Source organism: Nonomuraea monospora, from assembly GCF_039531895.1.
GTDB lineage: Bacteria > Actinomycetota > Actinomycetes > Streptosporangiales > Streptosporangiaceae > Nonomuraea > Nonomuraea monospora.
Window position 1 is genome coordinate 34,051 of the sequence record NZ_BAAAQX010000025.1, and the last position, 21,193, is coordinate 55,243.

The following is a 21,193-nucleotide window of genomic DNA, read 5'->3' on the forward strand; positions in this document are numbered from 1 at the left end:
CTGTCCCGGCCGGTGGTGACGAAAGGTGCCCGGCCGAGCATCGACCCGGCCGGTTGTGGCGGAAGGTGCCCGGCCGGGCGGCGACCTCGGCACCGCGCGCACAGCCGGCGGCGCCGATCACCGGCCGTCGTTCGCGACCAGGGGTTCGTCCAGCAGCGCGCGGGCGGTCGTGACGTCGGTGATGATGACGTTGACCCACCCGCCGCTGATCGCCGCGCGGATGGCCGCGTGCTTGCGTTCGCCGCCGGCCATGCCGATGCGATGCGGGATGGTGCGCAGGACCTCCGGGTCGATGCCGACGACGCGGCTGTTCAGGTCGCTGTGGATCAGCTCGCCAGCGGCGTCGAAGTACCGCTGGCAGACGTCGCCGACGGCGTGGGCGGCGATGAGGTGGTCCTGGTCGGCGGCGGCGATCGCGTTGCCGCTGTCGCGCAGCAGCGGCGAGGGCTGCACGCTGCCGATGCCGACCAGCGCCATCGTCAGGCCCTGCCACTCCTGGGCCACCGACTGCATGGCCGCGTCGGCGACCAGGCTCTCGCGGATCTCGGCGGAGCCCACCAGGCCGGGCGCCTGCACGTAGAGCGGTTCGGCGCCGACCAGCTCGGCGAGGTGGCTCAGCAGGCGATTGGCCTTGGCCTGCACGGCGCTCTCGCCGACGCCGCCGACGAGCTGCACCACGCGGTCGGCGCCGGCCACGCGCAGCGGATGCAGCCGGTCGACGACCGACAGCAGCGTCTGGCTCCACGGCGAGATGCCGATCCGCTCTTCACCGGCCAGGGTCGACTCGAGGTAGGCCGCCCCGGCGGAGCCGATGCCGGCGATGATCTCGGACTCGTCGCCCTCGACGTCGACCACGACCGCCTCCCGCACCCCGTACCGGTCCTCCAGGGCCTGTTCCAGCGCTAAGTGCACGCCCTGCGAGACGACCACCACCGTTCGCACGATGCCGATCTCGCCCGCCCGCTTCAGCAGCCGGGACACCTTCGTCTGGGAGATGTGCAGGGCCTCGGCGATGTCGGCCTGGCGGATGCCCTGTTCGTGGTACATGTGCGCGATCTTGGTGATGAGCCGCACCCTTCCGTCGGAGGCGGACCGGCCCGCGCCGCTCGCGTGCACAGCCATCAAGATCCGTCCCCTTCGCCGCGGCAGAGTCTCGTCGCCCCATATTCTCCATCCGGCGGGTCACTCCTTGTACACGCCGGGCAGGGGTCGTGGTGGCCGCGGGGCCCCCGGTGTGCGCGCCGTGGTGTGCGCGGAGCAGGCCCGGGCTGCGCGTTCCGCAGGCGATGAGCAGTTCTCACGATCACAGGTTGCGCAGAGTTATTGACAGACATGAGCGGATCAGCCAATCTACGGGCACGGAATTTATGCGCTACCGCATAATTATGCACTGGCGAGAGGCTGCCATGCGCCAACGCAGAGTGATCATCAACACCGACGCCAAGAACGAGGCGGACGACCAGTTCGCCATCGTCCACGGCCTCCTGTCCCCCACCTTCGACGTGCGCGGCCTGATCCCGGCCCACTTCGGCACCCGGCGCACCCGGCGCAGCATGGAGGAGTCGCGCGAGGAGATCGATCTCCTGCTCGAACTGCTCAAGATGACCGGCTCCGTCACCGTCGCCAACGGGGCGGCGGCCGCCCTGCCCGACGAGCGGACCCCGGCGGACTCGCCCGGCGCCCGGCTGATCATCGAGGAGTCGAAGCTGGCGAGCGACGGCGACCCGCTTTACGTGGCCTTCCTCGGCCCGCTGACCGACATGGCCACGGCGATCCTGCTGGACCCCGGGCTCGTCCGCCGGCCGGTGGTCGTGATCTGGATCGGCGGCTCCGGATACCGGGGCTACGACGAGGGCCCCGGGATCGAGTTCAACCTCTCCAACGACATCCACGCCGCCAACGTGGTGTTCGACTCCGGGATCACCGTGTGGCAGGTGCCCCGCGACGTCTACACCAAGGTCTCGGTGAGCTACGCCGAGCTGGAGGAGAGGATCGGCGACGCCGGCCCGCTGGGCCGCTACCTCATCGAGCAACTGCACGAGTGGAACGCCGCCTGCCATCCCGCACCGATCGAGTCCCGGTCGCTGGGCGACTCCCCCGCCATCGCGCTGATGCTCTTCCCGCAGAGCGGCAACCTGCGGGTGACGCCCGCGCCCCGCTTCGGCGCCGACGGCTCCTACCTGCCCGGGTCGAATCACCCGATCAGGGTCGCCGAGGAGATCGACGTGCGGTTCCTGCTGGCGGACATGTTCGCCAAGATCCGGGCCTTCGGCCGAGAGCGCGCGTCCTGACCAAGGGAGATCGACATGACTGACAGGTCATACACCCGCCGGGGGTTCCTCGCCCTCTCGTCCGTCGCGGCCACCGGGCTCGCCGTCACCGCCTGCACCGGCGCCTCAGTCGGCGGCGACGCCACGACGGCTGCGGCGTCGAACAAGCTGCGCCTGTTCACCTACGAGGACGACGTGACCATCGGTTCGCTGAAGGCCCAGGTCCAGAAGTTCGACCAGCAGAACGGCACCACCACCACGGTCGACAGCCTGCCCGGCTCGGGTGCGGCCCAGTATCCCGACAAGCTGCGGACCGAACTGCTCGGCGGGAGTGGTCCCGACATCTGGCGGATCTGGGGCGGACAGCTCGGTGCGCCGTTCGCGAAGGCGAAGCAGGCCGCCGACCTCGCGCCGTACTACCAGAAGTACGGCTGGGACTCCACGATCAGCACCGCGGCCATCGCGGGCATGACGTTCGACGGTGTCAAGGCGGGGGTGCCGTTCACCGCGCGCGGGATCGGCGCCTGGTACAACAAGGAGCTGCTGGCCAAGGCCGGGATCGACGCCCCGCCCACCACGTACGCCGAGCTGGAGAAGATGAACGAGCGGCTGGTCGCGGCCGGCATCACCCCGGTCGGGCTGGGCGGCAAGTACGGCTGGCACATCATGCGCCTGTTCGAGTACCTCCTGGAGCACACCGCAGGTCCGCAACTGCACGACAAGCTGCTGCTCGGGCAGGAGAGCTGGGACCGGCCCGAGGTCGTCGAGGCGTTCACCCTGTTCAAGAAGTGGCAGGACAACAAGTGGCTGCCCGAGGGAGCGCTGGGCCTCGATCCCGCGGACGTCGGCAACTGGTACGTCCAGGGCAAGGTCGCCTACGACCTCGAGGGGCAGTGGTCGGAGACGAACGCCATCCTGGCCGCGAAGAAGGACCCCAAGGACTTCGGGGTCTTCCAGCTTCCCACCGACCACTCCCCGGCCCGGCATTCCGGGTTCGTCGAGGGCTACATGGTCAACGCCCGGTCGGGCAACAAGGACAAGGCCGCGGCCCTGCTCGACTTCCTGCTGAAGCCGGACAGCCAGAAAGCCATGCAGATCACCTCGTCCACCGTCAAGGGCGCCGAATCCGACCCCGGCAAGATGCCGCTGTCGGCCGGGTGGGACGAGAAGTACGGCACCAGCCCCTTCTACACGATCCAGGACCAGGCCTTCCCCAAGCAGCAGTCGGATCAGTACTTCAGCGTGCAGAGCGATCTGCTGCAGGGCAAGGTGACGCCGGCCGCGGCGGCGAAGAAGATGCAGGAGATCATCTCCGCCTGGGCCCGCAACTGACGCGGAACGGCTCATGACAACCCTCACCCCCCGGCGCACCCGGCAGAACGGCAGCTGGCGGCCCTGGCTGTTCGCCCTCCCCGCGCTCGGGGTATACCTGATCTTCCTCGTCTACCCGGCTGTGTCATCCCTGTGGTTCAGCTTCACCGACTGGGACGGCCTCAGCCCTGCCTACAACATCGTCGGGCTGGACAACTACGCGCGCATGCTCAGCGATCCCGTGGTGCTGACCGCGGGCCGGAACAACCTCCTGTGGTCGGTGGTCACGATCGCCGTGCCGGTGACGCTCGGCCTGGCACTGGCGCTGCTGCTGAACGGCAAGGTGCGGGGCAAGCCCGTGCTGCGCCTGATCTTCTACGCGCCTGGTGTGCTACCCCTGGTGTCGATCGCCTCGATCTGGGGGTGGCTCTACAACCCCGACCTCGGCGCGATCAACTCCGTCCTGCGGATCGTCGGCCTGGACGGTCTGGCCCAGCCATGGCTCGGGCAGGACTCGACCGCGCTGTGGGCCGTGATGGTGCCGGCGGTGTGGCTGCGCACGGGCTTCCCGATGCTGCTCTACCTCGCCGCCCTGCAAGGCATCCCCGCGCAGTTGTACGAGGCGGCCAGAGTCGACGGGGCCAGCAGGTGGGAGCAGTTCCGGCACGTCACCATGCCCGGCCTGCGCTCGGCGCACTACATCGTGCTGGCGCTGTCGCTCATCGACTCGTTCAAGGTCTTCGACCTGGTCTACGCCATGACCTACGGCGGGCCCGGCACGGCCACTCAGGTGATGGGGACGTGGATGTACGCCAACGTCTTCCAGTACTACCAGACCGGGTACGGCACGGCCCTGGCCGTCGTGATCACGCTGGTGGCGATCGCGGTCGGCATCCCGTACGTCCGGTCCCAGACCAGGGAGCGTGCGGCATGACCTCGATCACCTCCGCGCCTGCGACACGAACCGTCACCTCAGCACAACCACCGGCCAAGAAGCAGACCAAGGGCGGTCTCGCCCTGACCGTCGTGCTCGCCGTGGCGGCCGTCTTCTGGATCTCCCCCCTGGCGTTGCTCATTGTCACCGCGATCCGGCCGCTGGCGGACTTCATCGGCAACGGCCCGCTGTCCTGGCCCGAGGCTTTCACCTGGGAGAACTTCACCGACGCCTGGGACATCGGCAACTTCGCCACCACCTACCGCAACAGCGCCCTGCTGCTGGTGCTGAAGGTGCCGCTCGGCGTGCTGATCTCGGCGATGCTCGGGTTCGCGCTGGCCAAGCTGCGGATGCGATTTCGCAGGACCGTGATGTTCACCGTGTTCCTCGGGCTGACGATCCCGATCTACATCACGATCGTCCCGGTGTTCATCATGATGAAGACGGCCGGCGCGACCGACAGCGTCATCGGCCTGATCGGCCCCTACCTGGCCTTCGGCATTCCGTTCGAGGTGCTGGTGCTGCAGTCGTTCTTCCGGCAGCTCCCTGACGAGATCGTCGAGGCGGCGCGCGTGGACGGGGCGGGCGATTGGCGGATCTTCTGGCGGATCGTGCTGCCGCTGTCCGCGCCCGCCCTGGTCACGGTACTGATCCTGGACGCCGTGGCGACGTGGAACGAGTTCCTGTTCGCCTTGATCCTGCTGAACTCCGACGCGAACAAGACCCTGCCCGTCGGGCTGCTCAACTTCCAGGGCCAGTTCTCCAACAACAACACCGGCCTGGCCGCGGGGATCCTCATCGCGGTCGTGCCGATCCTCATCGCGTACACGCTGCTGCAACGGTGGATCGTGGCCGGCCTGACCGCCGGTGCCACCAAGGGATAAGGAGTGATGACCATGCCGACCTTCGGTGCCGGTATCTGGCATTTCGCCACCTACAAGGACCGCTACGCCACCGACGGGTACGGCCCGCCGGTGGGACTGCTGGAGCAGATCGACCGCGCCGGAGCCGTGGGCGACCTGTCGGTCGTGGACCTGAACTGGCCGTTCGTCGGCTTCGACGGCACCCTCGACGACGTCAAGGCCGCGCTGGCCAGAAACAAGCTGAGCGCCATCGCGATCACGCCCGAGATCTACACGCGCGACTTCGTCAAGGGCTCGTTCACCAACCCGGACCCGGCGGTGCGCAAGCGGGCGCTGGCGTTGATGCACGACGCCACCGAGGTCGCTCTGGAGCTGGGCTGCTCGTACGTGAAACTGTGGCCGGGCCAGGACGGCTGGGACTACCCGTTCCAGGTGAACTACCACGACATCTGGCAGCTCGCCCTCGACGGGCTGACCGAGCTGTGCTCGGCGCACCCCGAGATCAACTATGTGATCGAGTACAAGCCGCGCGAGCCCCGAGTGAAGATCGTCTTTCCGAGCGTGGCCCGCACCCTGCTCGGCATCGAACGCGTCGGCCTGCCCAACCTGGGCATCCTGCTCGACTTCGGCCACTCCCTGTACGGCCAGGAGACCCCCGCCGACGCGGCGCAGCTCGCCATCGACCACGGGCGGCTGTTCGCCATCGACGTCAACGACAACATGCGCGGCTGGGACGACGACATGGTGGTCGGCTCGGTGCACCTGGTGGAGACGTTCGAGTTCTTCCACACCCTGCGCAAGAACAACTGGGACGGCGTCTGGCAGCTCGACCAGTTCCCGTTCCGCGAGGACAGCGTCCAGGCCGCCAAGCAGGCGATCCGCTTCCTGAAGGCGATCCACCGGGCGCTGGACGTCCTGGACGACGAGGCGCTCGCCCAGGCGCAGGCCGCGCACGACGCGCTGGCCGCCCAGCGGCTGGTGCAGAACGCGCTGCTGACCTCCATGGCCGGGCTGGAGAACGCATGACGGATCTGGCCGTGCACGAGCACATCGGCCTGCCCGTCTTCGAGCGGCTCGGCCCGCACGCGAGCCGCGCGGAACAGGTCGCGCACCTCGCCGAGGCCGCCCGGCAGATCCGCGTCCAGGACCTGAAGCTCGTCCACCACGCGGGGGCGGGGCACATCGGCGGCGACTTCTCCGCCATCGACATCCTGGCCACCCTGTACGGCGCGGTGCTGGACATCAGCCCCGACCGGGTCGGCGACCCCGAACGGGACCGGTTCATCCTCAGCAAGGGCCACGTCGCAGGGGCTCTGTACACGACGCTGGCCGCGTTCGGGTTCCTGCCGGCGGCGGAGCTGGCGACGTTCCTGCGGCCGCTGTCGGCGCTGAACGGCCACCCCAACCGCACCAAGGTCGCGGGCGTCGAGGCCAGCACCGGGCCGCTCGGGCACGGCCTGCCGGTGGCGGTCGGGCACGCGCTGTCGGCCAAGCTGGACGGCTCGCCGCGCCGCACCTACGTGCTGACCGGCGACGGCGAGCTGCAGGAGGGCAGCAACTGGGAGGCGATGATGGCCGCCGCCCAGCACCGGCTCGACCGGCTCACCGTGATCGTGGACCGCAACCGGCTCCAGCAGGGGGCGACGGTCAAGGAGACCAACGACCTCGACCCGCTGCGCGACAAGGCCGCCGCCTTCGGCCTGGCCGTGACCGAGGTGGACGGGCACGACCACGGCGAGCTGCTCGACGTGCTGTCCGCCGCGCCGTCGCCGGGCAAGCCTTCCTTCGTGATCGCCCACACGCACAAGGGACATCCCATCTCGTTCATGAGCGACGACGTCGCCTGGCACCACAAGGTGCCGGACGAGGCCGAATACCACCAGGCGCTGACCGAACTGGAGAAGCGTTGACGCCCACCTCGGTCGCCGACCGACCCCGCTACGACTGCCGCGACGCCTACGTCGCGACCCTGTCCGAGCTGGCCCACGACGACCACCGGATCGTCGGCGTGGTCAACGACTCGGTCGGCTCCAGCAAGCTGGCCGCCTTCCGCGCGTCCTTCCCCGACCGGCTGATCAACGTCGGCATCGCCGAGCAGAACATGGTGGGCGTCGCCGCCGGGCTGGCCAACGGCGGCCGGATCCCGTTCGTGTCGGCCGCCTCCTGCTTCCTGACCGCCCGCGCCCTGGAGCAGATCAAGGCCGACGTCGCCTACTCCAACCACAACGTCAAGCTGTGCGGCATGAGCCCCGGCCTGGCCTACGGCGAGCTGGGCCCCACCCACCACTCCATCGAGGACATCGCCTGGCTGCGGGCCATCGACAACCTGACCGTCATCGTCCCGGCCGACCCGGTCGAGACCAGCGCCGCGCTGCGCTGGGCCGCCGCCGTGGAGGGGCCGGTGTTCGTGCGGGTCAGCCGGATGAGCGTGCCGCAGGTCAACGCCGACGACTACGCCTTCGTCCCCGGCAAGGCGGTGACGCTGCGCGACGGCGGCGACGTGACGCTGATCGCCAACGGCACCGTGCTGTGGCGGGCGCTGGTCGCCGCCGAACAGCTCGCCGCCGACGGCGTCGCGGCGCGGGTGCTGTCCATGCCGACCGTCAAGCCCCTTGACGTGGACGCGGTCGTCGCGGCGGCGCGGGAGACGGCCGGCATCGTCACCGTCGAGGAGTCCACCATCGCCGGCGGCCTCGGAGGCGCCGTCGCCGAGACCGTCGTCCAGCACCATCCCGCCCGGGTCGCCATCCTCGGCGTCCCCGAGTTCGCCCCCACCGGCTCGGCCGCCTTCCTGCTCGACCGCTACGGCATGTCACCCGAGGCCATCGCCGCCTCCGCACGGGACCTGCTGCGCCATGGCTGACCCGCTCATCCTGGCCATCGACCAGGGCACCAGCTCCACCAAGGCCCTCCTCGTGGACGGCGCCTGCCGCGTCGTCTCCCGCGCGTCCGCCCCGCTCGCCGAGACCCAGCCCCGGCCCGGCTGGGTGGAGCAGGACCCGGAAGAGCTGTGGCAGAGCGTGCGGCGGGCGGTCGCCGCCTGCGTCACCCCGGAGCACGCCGGCCGGGTCGTGGGCGTCGGGATCAGCAACCAGCGTGAGTCGCTCGTCCTGTGGGAGCGGCGTACCGGCGAAGCTCTCGGGCCGCTGCTGAGCTGGCAGGACCAGCGCACCGCCGCCCACTGCCGCGAGCTGGCCGGCTCCGCTGACCTGGTGCGCTCGGTCAGCGGGCTGCCGCTCGACCCGATGTTCTCCGCGCTCAAGGCCCGCTGGCTGCTCGACGCCCACGACCCGGGCCGCCGCCGGGCGGGCGAGCTGTGCCTGGGCACCGTCGACTCCTGGCTGCTCAGCCGGTTCGGCGGCGAGCACCTCGTCGAGGTGGGCAACGCCTCCCGCACCCAGCTCCTCGACGTCGGGACCGGGCGGTGGGACGCGCGGCTGCTGGAGCTGTTCGGGGTTCCCGCCGGGGTGCTGCCCCGGGTGGTGCCCTCGTGCGGGCCGTTCCCCGCCGTCCGCGACCTGGCGCCGCTGCCGGACGGGGTGCCGGTGCTGGCCGTCATGGGCGACTCGCACGCCGCGATGTTCGCCCACGCCGGCTGGCGGCCGGGCGTCGTCAAGGCCACCTACGGGACGGGCTCCTCGGTGATGGCCATCGCCGGCGCAGGATCCGAGAATTTGTGCCGCAGCATCGCCTGGGATCTCGGCGACGGCCCGGTTCCGGCGGTGGAGGGCAACATCCGCGCGACCGGCCGCACGATCACCTGGCTGGCCGAGCTGCTGGACGTGCCCGCCGAGACCCTGCTGGCCGAGGCCGAGCACGCCGACCCCGCCGGGGTGCACGTCGTGCCCGCGTTCGGCGGCCTGGGCGCCCCCTGGTGGGACCCGGACGCCACACCGGTCATCACCGGCCTGTCGCTCGCCACCCGCCGCGCCCAGCTCGTCGCCGCCGCCCTGGAGGCCGTCGCCTTCCAGGTGGAGGACGTGGTGGCCGCGATCGACGAGGCGGCGGGGCAGGTCCGCGTCCTCATGGCCGACGGCGGCCTCACCCGCGGCGACCGGCTCATGCGGCTGCAGGCCGACCTGAGCGGGCGCGCCGTCGCCCGCTCGGGCGAGCGCGACCTGTCGGCGCTCGGCGCGGCCGGCGCCGCCGGGCTGGCCGCCAAGTTGTGGACGGCCGAGGAGCTGGAACGCAGGGCCCGCCCTGCCGACACGTTCGAGCCCGCGATCGGCGAGCCGGAGCGCCAGGGCAGGAAAGCCGCCTGGCACGAGGCCGTCCGCAGGGCCAGGCCCACCGGCGAAGGGAGCGTCACATGAGCGTGCGGGTGCCGGCCCGCTGGATCATCGCCGCGGCCGTCGCCGTGCTGGTCGCCCTCATGGCGGCCGACACCGAGTACCGGACGGTGGAGACGGCGGCCGCCACGGCGCCCAAGAAGTTCGACCCTGCCGCGTTCGGCGCGCAGAACTACCAGGCCAAGGTGGTGCCCGCCGTCCAGGCCGCCGCCGTGGACCTGCCGGTCCTGCTCAAGGCGCTGGCCGGCGACAAGGAGGCGGCCGGGCGGAAGTACGGCAAGCGCCAGGGCACCGGCCCCTACACCTTCGCCGTCAAGGGAACAGGCACGGCCGGCGCGGCGAAGTCCGGGCTGCTGCCGGTCACCGTCGAGGGCCTGCCGGACGGCACCAGGGTGTCGCTGCAGATCGGCCCGGCCGTCAACGGCACCGCGCTGCGCGACGCCGCCGGATACATCACGTTCGGCCAGTTCACCAACCAGGTCGAGTACGCCGACGCGGCCACCGCGCTGAACAACGAGCTGCGCGAATCCCTGCTGAGCAAGCTGGACCCGGCCGCCCTGGACGGCAAGGAGATCACCTTCACCGGCGCGTTCACCTCGCTCACCCCGCAGACGGTGACGATCACCCCGGTGGAGATCTCATGGAGCTGAGGGCCCGCGAGGTCACCAAGGTCTACGGCGGCACGCACGCGCTCAAGGGGGTGGACTTCGCCGTCGCGCCCGGCCGGGTCACCGCCCTGTTCGGCGAGAACGGCGCGGGCAAGTCGACGCTGATGAAGATCCTCGCCGGGATCGAGCAGCCCACCACCGGCCACGTCGAGCTGGACGGCCGCCCGGTGCGGCTGCACTCCTCGCGGCACGCCGCCGACCTGGGCATCGCCATCATCCACCAGGAGCTGAGCCTGTGCCAGAACCTCAGCATCACCGACAACCTGTTCCTGGCCCGCGAGCTGCGCACCGGCCTCGGGGCCGTGGACCGCGCGGCGCAGCGGGCGGCGACGCGGGCGGTGCTGGACCGGCTGGAGGAGCACGTCGATCCCGACCTGCTGGTGGGCGAGCTGCGGCTGGGCCAGCAGCAGCTCGTGGAGATCGCCAGGGCCCTGCTGCAGGACGCCCGCGTGCTGATCATGGACGAGCCGACGTCGGCGCTGACCGCGCCCGAGGTCGAGGTGCTGTTCCGGGTGATCAGGGAGCTGACCGCCGCCGGGGTGGCCGTCGTCTACATCTCCCACCATCTGGACGAGGCGCTCGACATCGCCGACGACGTGGTGGTGCTGCGTGACGGCACGCTGGTGGCCACGGCGCGGGCCGGTGAGGTGGACATCCGGTGGATCGTCGAGCAGATGGTCGGCCGCGACCAGGACGCCCTGTTCCCCACGCACGACCCGGTGCTCGGCCAGGCGGCGCTGACCGTCAGGGAGCTGACCGTCGCCGACCCGGCCACGCCCGACCGGCTGGCCGTCGACGGGCTGTCGCTCGAGGTGCGCGAGGGGGAGATCGTCGGCGTCTACGGCTTGATGGGCTCCGGGCGTACCGAGTTGCTGGAGACGCTGGCGGGGCGGCTGCGGCCCGCCTCCGGCGAGGTGCTGCTGGCCGGGGCGCCGCTCGGCGGCAGCGGCATCCGCGAGCGGATCGCCCGCGGGCTGGTGCTGGTGCCGGAGGACCGCCAGCGTGACGGGCTCGTCCAGACCATGTCGGTCGGGCAGAACCTGTCGCTGGCGGCGCTCGGCTCGTACGTGCGCGGCCTGTTCGTCTCCGAGCCGCGCGAGCGCGCCGCCGTGGCGCGGGCGATCACGGACGTCACCGTGAAGACCAGCGGCGCGCAGGCGGCCATCGGCTCGCTCAGCGGCGGCAACCAGCAGAAGGTGATCATCGGCAAGGCGCTGCTGACGAGGCCGCGCGTGCTGCTGCTGGACGAGCCGTCGCGCGGCGTGGACGTGGGCGCCAAGGCCGACATCTTCGAGTTGATGGCGGCGCAGGCCCGGCGTGGCCTGGCCGTCCTGTTCACCACGTCCGACGCCGAAGAGGCCCTGCACATCCCCGACCGGCTGCTCGTGCTCGCCCGCGGCGCCCTCGTCGGCGAGTTTCCGCGCGGCGAGCTCACCCGGGAGGAACTGATGCGTGTATCCGACGGCGGCACCGCCCAGGAGGGGGCCTCATGACGACCACGGCGACCAGCGCGCCCCCCGAGCGGGCCGCCGCCCGAGCCCGCCGCCTGTCGGTGCTGAACATCGCCTTCGAGCTGCGCGCCTTCATCGCCCTGGCCGTGCTCATCGTGATCTTCGGCCTGCTGTCCGACTCGTTCCTCACCGTGCCGAACCTGATCACGATGACCAAGCACGTCGCGATCAACGCGGTGATCGCGCTCGGCATGCTGCTGGTCATCCTCAAGGGCGGCATCGACCTGTCGGTCGGCTCGATCGTCGGCCTGTCCGGCGTGGTCGCCGGCGAGCTGCTGGGCGGCCTGCACGTGGGCGGCGTGATCGCCTACCCGCCGGTGTGGGTGGTGATCGTGCTGTGCGTGACGGCCGGCATGGCGGTCGGCGCGGTCAACGGCGTGCTGGTCACCCGCTTCAACGTGGCGCCGTTCATCGCCACCCTCGGCATGCTGTACGTGGCGCGCGGCGCGGCCCTGCTCGTCTCCGACGGCGCCACCTACCCCAACCTGGCCGGCAACCCCGCGCTCGGCAACACCGGGTTCGGCCTGCTCGGCAGCGGCCGGCCGCTCGGCCTGCCCACCTCCATCTGGATCATGATCGCGCTGGCGGTGGCGGTCACGCTGCTGCTGGCCAAGTCGCCGTTCGGCCGCTGGCTGTACGCCACCGGCGGCAACGAGCGGGCCGCCGACCTGTCCGGCGTGCCGATCCGGCGGGTCAAGACCATCGTGTACGTGATCTCCGGCGCGTGCGCGGCCGTGGCCGGGCTCATCATCGCCTCGGAGCTGACCTCGGCCGCCCCGCAGGCCGGTGAGACCTACGAGCTGAACGCGATCGCCGCCGTCGTGATCGGCGGCGCGGCGCTCAGCGGCGGCCGGGGAACCGTGCGCGGCACCCTGGTCGGCGCGTTCGTCATCGGCTTCCTCGCCGACGGCCTGGTGATCCTGGGCGTGTCGACGTTCTGGCAGATCCTCATCAAGGGCGCGGTCATCATCCTGGCCGTGCTGCTCGACCAGGGCCAGCAGAGATTCAAGCGCCGTGGGGCCGCGGCGGCGGCGGTCGCCGCGACCAGGCACCACGACTGAACCACAAGGAGACACCTATGCCCCCCACCCGTGTCGTCACGTTGGCCCTCTCCGTCCTGATCGGCTGCACCACGCTGGCCGCCTGCGGAGGCGGCGGCGGCGAGCAGCCCGCCACCAGCGCCTCCGCGAGCAGCGGCAGCGCCGCCGGCGGGCTGATCGCCATCATCACCCCCTCGCACGACAACCCGTTCTTCAAGGCCGAGGCCGACGCGGCCAAGGCCCAGGCCGAGAAGCTCGGCTACCAGACGTCCGTGGCCTCCCACGACGACGACCCGAACAAGCAGAGCGAGCTGATCGACGCCGCCATCTCCCGCCAGGCCAAGGCGATCATCCTGGACAACGCCGGCGCCGACGCCTCCATCGGCCCGGTCCGCAAGGCCACCGAGGGCGGCGTGCCCGTCTTCCTGATCGACCGGGAGATCAACGCCACCGGCATCGCCAAGGCGCAGATCGTCTCCAACAACTCCCAGGGCGCCCAGGCCGCCGCGCAGTCGTTCGTGGAGGCGATGAAGAGCAAGGGCAACTACGTCGAACTGGTCGGCAAGGAGTCCGACACCAACGCCAGCGTCCGCTCCAAGGGCTTCGCCGACGTCATCTCGCAGTACCCGGACCTGAAGCAGGTCGCCAAGGAGAGCGCCAACTGGGACCAGCAGGAGGCGTTCACCAAGATGGAGACCATCATCCAGAAGAACCGCGACATCCAGGGCGTCATCGCCGGCAACGACACGATGGCGCTGGGCGCGGTCGCGGCGCTGAAGGCCGCGAACCTGCTGGACAAGGTGACCGTGGTCGGCTTCGACGGCAGCCCGGACGCGATCGCGGCCGTCAAGGCGGGCGAGATGCACGCGACCGCGCTGCAGCCCGCCGCGCTCGGCGCCACCAGCGCCGTGGACCAGGCCGACCAGTTCATCAGGACCGGCAAGACCGGCAAGGAGGAGAAGCAGTCCATCGACTGCGAACTCGTCACCAAGGACAACGCCGACGAGTTCGGCGTCTTCGCCCGCAAGTAGAGCGGAGCAACCCCATGAGACACACCGCGACGTTACTGAGCCGCCTGCTGATCTGCGCGCTGACCGTCGTCGTCACCGCCGCCACCGCGCCGCCCTCGGCGGCCGGCGACTCCCGTGACGGCGACGGGGAGCGCAGGCCGCGCGTCATCCTCATGCACGACCCCGAGCTGGACGACCAGAACACCCTCATCCGCTACCTGCTCTACAGCAACGAGTTCGACACCGAAGGACTCGTCTACACCAGCAGCGGCGTGCACTGGGCGGGCGACGGCAAGGGCACCACCTGGTTCGTCCCCGGCCGCGAGTACGACCGGATCGGCCGCGACATCTGCCCGTGCACCTCCTGGCGGTGGAAGCCCGGCGAGCGCTTCATCCACGAGGCCGTCGACCTGTACGCGCAGGCCTACCCCAACCTGCGGGCGCACGCCAGGGGATACCCGAGCCCCAGCGAGCTGAAGTCGAAGATCCTCGACGGCAACATCGAGTTCGACGGCGACATCTCCAAGGACTCCCCCGGCTCCGACCTCGTCAGGCGCAAGCTCCTCGACGACGAGCCCGGCCCGCTCTACCTGCTCACCGGCGCGGGCCAGAGCACCATCGCCCGCGCGCTGAAGTCCATCGAGGACCAGTACGAGAGCACCCCGCAGTGGCCGGCCATCCAGCGGAAGGTGTCGCGGAAGGCCATCATCCAGTCGTGGGGCGACCAGGACGACACCTACGCCAAGTACATCGGCCCCAACTGGCCCGGCATCGAGTTCCGCCAGATGGCCACCACCATCTGGGGTTACGGAGCCCGCCGGGCCGTTCTGCCGCAGGACGCCGAGCTGCTGTCCGCCGCCTGGACCAAGGCGAACGTGTCCGAGGTGGGCCCGTTCGGGCCGTTCTACCGGGTGTGGGGCGACGGCAAGCAGATGGCGCCCGGCGACATCTTCGACTTCTTCGGCTTCACCGGCCTGACCGCCGAACAGCTCCAGGAGATGGGCTACATCGTGTGGACGCCCCTCCAGGAGAAGGGGTCGTGGATCTCCGAAGGCGACACCTCCATCTTCATGAACCTCCTGGACAACGGCCTGCGCGCGGGCGCCGACGCGACCTGGGGCGGCTGGGGCGGCCGCGCCGGGACCGACGTCGCCCCCGACGGCACCGCGTCCACCAGCTACCCGTCCACCCGCTGGTTCCGCGCCGCCCAGCACGACTTCGCCGCCCGGCTGAAGTGGACCACCACCCCGAGGTACGGCGCGGTCAACCACGAGCCCGCCGCCACGGTCTCCGGGCGGCTCGACCGCGACGTCCGGCCAGGCCAGGCGGTGACGCTCGACGGACGGCTCACGGACCCCGACCGGGACGCCGTGACCGGCACGTGGTGGCAGTACACCGACGCCGGCACCTACCCGGGCGCCGTCGAGCTGACCCAGGACCGGCGCGGGCACGGCGTGGTGCGGGCGCGGCTGGTGGTCCCCCGCGACGCGCGACCGGGCCAGAGCATCCACCTCGTCCTCCAGGGCGCGGACGACGGCGCCCCGTCTCTCACGTCCTACCAGCGTGTGGTCCTGACCGTGCGACCCTGAACCGCGGGCGGCCGGCCGAGCCCTACACTGATCGCACAGTCGGCCTCACGGAGAAGGGCGGTGCGGTGACCCAGGACCCGGAACACGACGTGACCAGGGATCACCTGCGGCTCCTGGCCCGCGTGGCACGCATGTACCACGAGCAGGGCATCCGCCAGCCGGAGATCGCCGCCGCACTCAACCTGTCGCAGCCCCGCGTGTCGCGCCTGCTGAAGGAGGCGGTCACGCGCGGCCTGGTGCGCACGGTGGTGACCCTGCCCGACGGCGTGCACACCGAGCTGGAGGAGGAGCTGCAGCGCCGGTACGGGCTGCGCGACGCCGTGGTGGTGGACGTCGAGGACTTCCAGGAGGACGTCATCCCGCCGCTCGCGACGGCGGCGGCGGCCTACCTGGACGTCACCCTCATCGGCGGCGACGTGGTCGGCCTCACGCCCTGGAGCCGGACCCTCCAGGCCACGGTCAGCCGCCTGCCGCAGAAGAACGCGCGGGCCGCCGAGCGGGTGATCCAGCTCGCCGGCGGGCTCGGGCGGCCCGAGGCGCAGGTGCACGCCACCCGGCTGATCGCCCGGCTGGCCGACCTCACCAACGCCCGGCCCGTCTTCGTGCCGCTGCCCGGCGTGGTCGCCACCAGCGCGATCCGGGAGGCGCTGCTGCAGGACCCCGACCTGGCCGAGGTGCAGGCCCAGTGGCACGACCTGACCCTCACGCTGACCGGCATCGGCGGCCTGGACCCGGCCGTCCACGGCGGCGTTCCGGGGCCGGCGGATCAGGAGGAGCTGCGCGGTCTCGGCGCGGTGGGCGACGTCTGCCTGCACTTCTTCGACGCGACCGGCAAGCCCGTCGCCTCGGCCCTCGACCGGCGCGTCATCGGCATCGACTCGGCGACGTTCCGCGCCGTCGAGCGGCGCGTCGGCATCGCGGGCGGCCTGCGGAAACTCGCCGCGATCAAGGCGGCCGTGGAGGGCGGCTGGGTCAACGTGCTCATCACCGACCTGCGGGTGGCGCGCCGGCTCTGCGCCTGACGCTCCGGTGTGTCCTTTTACCTGGAACGCCGTGATCGCGGACGACGATCATTCGGTGTGCTTCTCCGCAACCGTTCCGTCTTCGCCAGCTCCGACCTCGACGAAGTCCGCGGCGAGGTCGCCAAGGTGTTCTGCCCGCACCGCCTCGACCTGTCCGGCGACGCCGCCCTGCTGTCGGCCCGGTTCAACTCCGTCCAGCTCGGCTCGGCCCGCGTCAGCTACCTCGACTACGGCGCCGACGTGCACATCGAACCGGGCGACCTCGACACGTTCTTCCTGTTCATGATCCCGCTCGCCGGCCGCAGCCTGATCCGCGCCGGCGGCGAGGAGGTCGTCTCGACGCCCGCGCTGGCCGCGCTGCCCTCGCCCACCCGCCACCTCGACATGCGGTGGGCCGCCGGCTGCCCGCAGTTGCTGGTCAAGTTCGAGCGCGCCGCGATCGAACGCGCGGTCGAGCACATGCTGGGTGAGCCGCTCGACGCCCCGGTCGTCTTCGGCCTGGGCGTGGACCTGACGGCGGGCTGGGCCAGGTCGTGGCGGGACCTGGCCGACCTGCTGGTCAGGGAGGCCGAGCGGGACGACGGGCTGGGCGGCCATCCGCTGGCCGTCGCGCACCTGGAGAACGCGCTGATCAGCCTGCTGCTGACGATGCAGCCGTCCAACTACCTGGAGCGGCTGACGGCGCCCAGGCCGCCCGTGCTGCCGAAGGTGGTGCGGCGGGCGATGGAGTTCATCGAAGGGCACGCGCACCTGCCGCTGACCACCGCCGACATCGCCGGCGCCGTCGCGGTCAGCAGCCGCTCGCTGCAGGAGGGGTTCCGCGCGCACCTGGGGCTGACGCCGATGGCGCAGCTCCGTCTGGTACGGCTGGCGCGGGTGCACGACGAGCTGCGCGCGGCCGACCCGGCCAGGGTCACGGTGACCACGGTGGCCGCCCGGTGGGGCTTCCTGCACCAGGGACGCTTCGCCGCGCAGTACCGCGACAGGTACGGGTGTTCGCCGTCGGAGACGTTGCGCACGGGCTTCGCGTCCGGCGGATGAGATCCGCGCTCAGCGGATGGCCCGGCTGGGCGCGCCGACCGTAGCGTTCTTGTCACCACCTCCACCTACCACCCCGGAAGGGATATATCACCATGCGCGACATCCTCGTCGTCGGCGCCGGCCAGGCGGGCCTGCACCTGGCCATCGGCCTGCTCCAGCACGGCTACGACGTCACCCTCGTCTCCAACCGCACCCCCGAGTCCATCCGCGACGGCCGGGTGATGTCCGGGCAGGCCATGTTCGGCACCGCGCAGGCCCGCGAGCGGGAGCTGGGCCTCGACTGGTGGGCCGGGGTCTGCCCGCCCATCGACGGCATCGCGCTCACGGTGCCCGCCCCGGACGGCGGCAAGGCGCTCGACTGGGCGGCCCGGCTGGAGGTCCCGGCCCGGGCGGTGGACCAGCGGCTGAAGATGCCCGCGTGGCTGGCCGAGTTCGAGCGGCTCGGCGGCGAGCTCGTCCTGCACGACGCCACCCCCGAGGACCTGGAACGCTACACCGCCCGCCACGACCTGGTCCTGGTCGCCGCCGGGAAGGGGCAGATCGCCTCGCTGTTCGAGCGGGACGCCGCGCGCTCCCCGTACGACGCGCCGCAGCGGGCGCTGGCGGTCACGTACGTCAACGGCCTCCTCCCCCGCCCCGGCCATTCGGCGGTCTGCTTCAACCTGCTGCCCGGCGTGGGCGAGTACTTCGTCTTCCCCGGCCTCACGCACACCGGCCCCTGCGAGATCATGGTGTTCGAGGGCGTGCCCGGCGGCCCCATGGACTGCTGGGGCGACGTGCGCGGCCCCGCCGAGCACCTGGCGCGCAGCCGCGAGATCCTTCAGACCTTCTTCCCGTGGGAGGCCGAGCGCTGCGCCGGGATCGAGCTCACCGACGCCGGCGCGACCCTGACCGGCCGCTTCGCGCCCACGGTGCGCCGCCCCGTCGCCGTGCTGCCGTCCGGCGCGCCGGTGCTCGGCGTCGCCGACGTCGTGGTGCTCAACGACCCGATCACCGGCCAGGGCAGCAACAACGCCGCCAAGTGCGCCGCCGGCTACCTGCGGGCCATCGTGGAGCGGGGCGCGCAGCCGTTCGACGCCGACTGGATGAACCGGACGTTCGACCGCTTCTGGACACAGGCCCGGCACGTCACCGACTGGACCAACGCCCTGCTGGCGCCCGCCGAGCCGCACCACCTGGCGCTGCTGGGCGCCGCCGGGCAGAGCCAGGAGATCGCCTCCCGGTTCGTCAACGGCTTCGACGACCCTGCCGACTTCGCCGGCTGGTTCATGGACGCCGGCCGGGCCGAGGCCTACCTGAGCAGGGTCGCGGCATGAGGGCGCTGCGCGAGGCGTTCGGGCAGTTCGCCACCGGGGTGGCGGTGGTCACGACGGTGACCGACGGCGGGGAGCGGGCGGGGGTGACCGTCAACTCCTTCACCTCGGTCTCGCTCGACCCGCCGCTGGTGCTGTGGTGCCTGTCGGACCGGGCGCCCAGCGCGCCGCTGTTCCTGCGGGCCGGGCGGTTCGCGGTGAACGTGCTGGCCGCCGGCCAGGACCACCTGTCCAGGCGCTTCGCCACGCCCGCCGCCGACAAGTTCGCCGGCGTGGAGCTGGCCGGCGGGGCCTCACCTGGCACACCGCCGCCCGACACACCACAGCTCGGCGCGCCACGGCTCGCCCCGCCGCCGGTCGGCCCGCCGCCACCGCTCGGCCCGCCGCCGCTGCCGGTGCTCGCCGGGGCGCTGGCCACGTTCGTCTGCCGGACGGAGCGGGTGCACGACGGCGGCGACCACCACATCTTCGTCGGCGCGGTGGAGCGCTACCAGCGGGCGGAAGGCGAGCCGCTGGTCTTCCACTCCGGCCGCTACCGCGAGTTCTGGCCCGAGCCGGCCCTGGCCCGCCCCGCCTGAGCCCGCCTCAGCCCAGGATCACCTTGAGGTCGAACGTGCCCTGGTGCGGGACGCGCAGGGCGTGGAAGCGGCGCGACCCGTCGCGGAAGTACCGGACGGTCCCCGCCGCGAGCGTCGCGGGCAGCGCGACACCCCACCGGAAGCGGATCGTGGTGCGCCCCCGCCGCAGGTCGAACCCGTCGGCGGTGGCGGTCGCGGAGCCGCCGGACGCGGCCGGGGTGCCGTCGGTGAAGGTGAGCACATCGTCTGGCCGCAGGACGAGGGGGATCTGCTCGGTGGCGGGCTGGTTCGCCGTGACGGTGCGCCGGACCGTGCGCCGGGTGACCAGGACGTCGGTGGTGACGGACGCGTTGCCATAGCGGATGCCGAACGCGGCGGGAGCGTGGCCGCCGGTCCACGCGGGGCCGCCGGGCGCGCCGCGGTGGTAGGTGGCGGGCAGCGGCCCGTCGGAGTCGGGGACCTGGCCGGGGAAGACGGTGGCCCAGCAGGCGTGATCGTTGTCGTTGAGCCCGCAGATGACGGTGCCGGCCTCCGGGTGCCACAGGAAGGTCAGGCCGGTTCGGCCGCGGGAGGCGCGCTCGCCGAAGTAGCCGCCCAGGTACAGGCCGGGCTTGCGGACGTACAGGAAGTCGAGGCCGCCGTCCCTGCGCAGCTCGGCGAAGTCGGACGAGCGCAGGTAGGGCAGGTCCGCGATGGCGGCGGCCCGCTGCCGCCTGCTGGGGAACCGCTCGTCGTACAGGCCGTGGGTGAGGATGCGCGGCGAGGTGTCCTGCTTGGCGAGCGGCCGCACGGGCTCGGTGGACGCGGCCCAGGCGGCGCGGGCCGCGGCGAGGTCCTCGCGGGCGGTCATGAACGCCGGCAGCAGCGGCACCTGGCGGGTGAACGTCCAGTTGAGCGCGGTCCTGTCGGGGTCGGGCCGCACCTCGTCGTACCAGCGGGCGCTGGTGCGGGTGGACGGGGCGACGTTGACCAGGTAGCCGGAGCCGTCGGGCTCGCGCAGCAGGTTGTAGGACAGGAAGCCGGTGAAGGCGCGGGCCATGTCCACCAGGTGCGGGTCCGGGTTCTGCTGGTAGGCGTCGGCCAGCTCGGGCAGCATGACCTCGAAGTTGTAGTTCATGTCGTGGCCGCCCTCCTCGTGGAAGAAGCCGGCGGGGCTCACGCCGGTCGCGGCGATCCGGGCGAACGCCCCGGTCAGGCCCGCCGACAGCGCGGGGTCGGGGTCGAGCCGCAGCGCGAGCGCGGCTCCCGCGAGGCCGGAGGCGGTCTGGTTGGCGTAGCGCAGCGGCTCCTGCCAGACGGTGCGGTTGGCGGGGTCGAGGAACCAGGTCATGGCGCGGTGCAAGGCGGCGGCGAGCTGGGCCTGCCGGGCGGGCAGCGCCCCGGTCGCGCGCAGGATGCGCAGCGTCTTGGCCAGGTAGCCGAGGCCGAACCCGGTGGGCGCCAGGCCGTGCTCGTTCCTGCTGTACTCGGGGAAGGAGCCGTCGGCGTGCTGCAGCGACAGGTAGTGGCCGAGGGCCGCGTCGAGCGCGGCCAGCAGGGTCGCGTCGCCCGCGTACGGGTTCCACGGGCGGGCGTTGGCGTGGAACCAGGCCAGCGTGAAGACGTGCTCCTGCACCCTGGCGTTGTACGGCGCCGCAGGCGAACGCCACCAGCCGCCGGCGAGGAAGCCGCTGTCGGCCATGTCGTTGACCATGGGGCGAGGGTCATCAGGTACGGCGCGAAGCGCTGTTCCTGGGGGGTGAACGACCGGCGGT

The 21,193-nt window shown here is 71.7% G+C and carries 19 protein-coding genes; 17 read left to right on the top strand and 2 right to left on the bottom strand.

Going from position 1 to position 21,193, the window contains the following annotated elements:
• Window positions 1–117: 117 nt before the first annotated feature.
• Window positions 118–1,122 carry a sugar-binding transcriptional regulator gene (locus tag ABD331_RS37905; RefSeq protein WP_344486220.1) on the bottom strand — a complete coding sequence of 335 codons (1,005 nt, stop codon included), beginning with the start codon at window positions 1,120–1,122 and terminating at the stop codon, window positions 118–120.
• A gap of 284 nt (window positions 1,123–1,406) precedes the next feature.
• On the opposite strand from ABD331_RS37905, the gene ABD331_RS37910 reads away from it, so the two are divergent.
• From ABD331_RS37910 to ABD331_RS37990, 17 genes are all read left to right on the top strand, one after another.
• Window positions 1,407–2,291, top strand: coding sequence for a nucleoside hydrolase (locus ABD331_RS37910; protein WP_344486223.1), 885 nt, complete (start codon window positions 1,407–1,409; stop codon window positions 2,289–2,291).
• Window positions 2,292–2,306: 15 nt separating this feature from the next.
• On the top strand, window positions 2,307–3,602 hold the full coding sequence (locus tag ABD331_RS37915) for an ABC transporter substrate-binding protein (protein WP_344486226.1): 1,296 nt from the start codon (window positions 2,307–2,309) through the stop codon (window positions 3,600–3,602).
• 13 nt (window positions 3,603–3,615) lie between these two features.
• On the top strand, window positions 3,616–4,515 hold the full coding sequence (locus tag ABD331_RS37920; RefSeq protein ID WP_344486229.1) for a carbohydrate ABC transporter permease: 900 nt from the start codon (window positions 3,616–3,618) through the stop codon (window positions 4,513–4,515).
• Complete coding sequence (locus ABD331_RS37925) at window positions 4,512–5,399, top strand: carbohydrate ABC transporter permease (RefSeq protein WP_344486232.1); 888 nt, start codon at window positions 4,512–4,514, stop codon at window positions 5,397–5,399. Before ABD331_RS37920 ends, ABD331_RS37925 begins: the two co-directional genes overlap by 4 nt.
• A 12-nt stretch (window positions 5,400–5,411) precedes the next feature.
• Entirely contained in the window at window positions 5,412–6,404 is a 993-nt protein-coding gene (locus tag ABD331_RS37930) for a sugar phosphate isomerase/epimerase family protein (RefSeq protein ID WP_344486235.1), read from the top strand.
• Entirely contained in the window at window positions 6,401–7,288 is an 888-nt protein-coding gene (locus ABD331_RS37935; RefSeq protein WP_344486237.1) for a transketolase, read from the top strand. The genes ABD331_RS37930 and ABD331_RS37935 overlap by 4 nt, the downstream gene beginning before the upstream one ends.
• Complete coding sequence (locus ABD331_RS37940) at window positions 7,285–8,241, top strand: transketolase family protein (RefSeq protein WP_344486240.1); 957 nt, start codon at window positions 7,285–7,287, stop codon at window positions 8,239–8,241. Before ABD331_RS37935 ends, ABD331_RS37940 begins: the two co-directional genes overlap by 4 nt.
• Complete coding sequence (locus ABD331_RS37945; RefSeq protein WP_344486243.1) at window positions 8,234–9,691, top strand: FGGY family carbohydrate kinase; 1,458 nt, start codon at window positions 8,234–8,236, stop codon at window positions 9,689–9,691. The genes ABD331_RS37940 and ABD331_RS37945 overlap by 8 nt, the downstream gene beginning before the upstream one ends.
• Window positions 9,688–10,317, top strand: a complete 630-nt coding sequence (locus ABD331_RS37950) for a DUF2291 family protein (protein WP_344486246.1) — start codon at window positions 9,688–9,690, stop codon at window positions 10,315–10,317. Before ABD331_RS37945 ends, ABD331_RS37950 begins: the two co-directional genes overlap by 4 nt.
• On the top strand, window positions 10,308–11,828 hold the full coding sequence (locus tag ABD331_RS37955) for a sugar ABC transporter ATP-binding protein (protein WP_344486249.1): 1,521 nt from the start codon (window positions 10,308–10,310) through the stop codon (window positions 11,826–11,828). The genes ABD331_RS37950 and ABD331_RS37955 overlap by 10 nt, the downstream gene beginning before the upstream one ends.
• Complete coding sequence (locus ABD331_RS37960; protein WP_344486252.1) at window positions 11,825–12,907, top strand: ABC transporter permease; 1,083 nt, start codon at window positions 11,825–11,827, stop codon at window positions 12,905–12,907. The genes ABD331_RS37955 and ABD331_RS37960 overlap by 4 nt, the downstream gene beginning before the upstream one ends.
• Window positions 12,908–12,924: 17 nt before the next feature.
• Window positions 12,925–13,917, top strand: coding sequence for a D-ribose ABC transporter substrate-binding protein (locus ABD331_RS37965; RefSeq protein ID WP_344486255.1), 993 nt, complete (start codon window positions 12,925–12,927; stop codon window positions 13,915–13,917).
• A 14-nt stretch (window positions 13,918–13,931) separates the two neighbouring features.
• Complete coding sequence (locus ABD331_RS37970; RefSeq protein ID WP_344486258.1) at window positions 13,932–15,485, top strand: DUF1593 domain-containing protein; 1,554 nt, start codon at window positions 13,932–13,934, stop codon at window positions 15,483–15,485.
• Between the two features lie 65 nt (window positions 15,486–15,550).
• Window positions 15,551–16,507 (top strand): sugar-binding transcriptional regulator, encoded by a 957-nt coding sequence (locus ABD331_RS37975; protein WP_344486260.1) that lies wholly within the window; start codon window positions 15,551–15,553, stop codon window positions 16,505–16,507.
• A 57-nt stretch (window positions 16,508–16,564) separates the two neighbouring features.
• On the top strand, window positions 16,565–17,548 hold the full coding sequence (locus ABD331_RS37980; protein ID WP_344486262.1) for an AraC family transcriptional regulator: 984 nt from the start codon (window positions 16,565–16,567) through the stop codon (window positions 17,546–17,548).
• Window positions 17,549–17,640: 92 nt separating this feature from the next.
• Entirely contained in the window at window positions 17,641–18,864 is a 1,224-nt protein-coding gene (locus ABD331_RS37985) for a styrene monooxygenase/indole monooxygenase family protein (protein ID WP_344486265.1), read from the top strand.
• Window positions 18,861–19,439, top strand: coding sequence for a flavin reductase family protein (locus ABD331_RS37990; protein ID WP_344486268.1), 579 nt, complete (start codon window positions 18,861–18,863; stop codon window positions 19,437–19,439). Before ABD331_RS37985 ends, ABD331_RS37990 begins: the two co-directional genes overlap by 4 nt.
• A gap of 7 nt (window positions 19,440–19,446) precedes the next feature.
• On the opposite strand, the gene ABD331_RS37995 is transcribed toward ABD331_RS37990, so the two are convergent.
• Entirely contained in the window at window positions 19,447–21,132 is a 1,686-nt protein-coding gene (locus ABD331_RS37995) for a hypothetical protein (protein WP_344486271.1), read from the bottom strand.
• Window positions 21,133–21,193: the final 61 nt, after the last annotated feature.

Bases quoted from the DNA above. Each gene is read 5' to 3' on its own strand.
- ABD331_RS37905 (WP_344486220.1), bottom strand. From the start codon at position 1,122: ATGGCTGTGCACGCGAGCGGCGCGGGCCGGTCCGCCTCCGACGGAAGG.
- ABD331_RS37910 (WP_344486223.1), top strand. From the start codon at position 1,407: ATGCGCCAACGCAGAGTGATCATCAACACCGACGCCAAGAACGAGGCG.
- ABD331_RS37915 (WP_344486226.1), top strand. From the start codon at position 2,307: ATGACTGACAGGTCATACACCCGCCGGGGGTTCCTCGCCCTCTCGTCC.
- ABD331_RS37920 (WP_344486229.1), top strand. From the start codon at position 3,616: ATGACAACCCTCACCCCCCGGCGCACCCGGCAGAACGGCAGCTGGCGG.
- ABD331_RS37925 (WP_344486232.1), top strand. From the start codon at position 4,512: ATGACCTCGATCACCTCCGCGCCTGCGACACGAACCGTCACCTCAGCA.
- ABD331_RS37930 (WP_344486235.1), top strand. From the start codon at position 5,412: ATGCCGACCTTCGGTGCCGGTATCTGGCATTTCGCCACCTACAAGGAC.
- ABD331_RS37935 (WP_344486237.1), top strand. From the start codon at position 6,401: ATGACGGATCTGGCCGTGCACGAGCACATCGGCCTGCCCGTCTTCGAG.
- ABD331_RS37945 (WP_344486243.1), top strand. From the start codon at position 8,234: ATGGCTGACCCGCTCATCCTGGCCATCGACCAGGGCACCAGCTCCACC.
- ABD331_RS37950 (WP_344486246.1), top strand. From the start codon at position 9,688: ATGAGCGTGCGGGTGCCGGCCCGCTGGATCATCGCCGCGGCCGTCGCC.
- ABD331_RS37955 (WP_344486249.1), top strand. From the start codon at position 10,308: ATGGAGCTGAGGGCCCGCGAGGTCACCAAGGTCTACGGCGGCACGCAC.
- ABD331_RS37960 (WP_344486252.1), top strand. From the start codon at position 11,825: ATGACGACCACGGCGACCAGCGCGCCCCCCGAGCGGGCCGCCGCCCGA.
- ABD331_RS37965 (WP_344486255.1), top strand. From the start codon at position 12,925: ATGCCCCCCACCCGTGTCGTCACGTTGGCCCTCTCCGTCCTGATCGGC.
- ABD331_RS37970 (WP_344486258.1), top strand. From the start codon at position 13,932: ATGAGACACACCGCGACGTTACTGAGCCGCCTGCTGATCTGCGCGCTG.
- ABD331_RS37985 (WP_344486265.1), top strand. From the start codon at position 17,641: ATGCGCGACATCCTCGTCGTCGGCGCCGGCCAGGCGGGCCTGCACCTG.
- ABD331_RS37990 (WP_344486268.1), top strand. From the start codon at position 18,861: ATGAGGGCGCTGCGCGAGGCGTTCGGGCAGTTCGCCACCGGGGTGGCG.
- ABD331_RS37995 (WP_344486271.1), bottom strand. From the start codon at position 21,132: ATGGTCAACGACATGGCCGACAGCGGCTTCCTCGCCGGCGGCTGGTGG.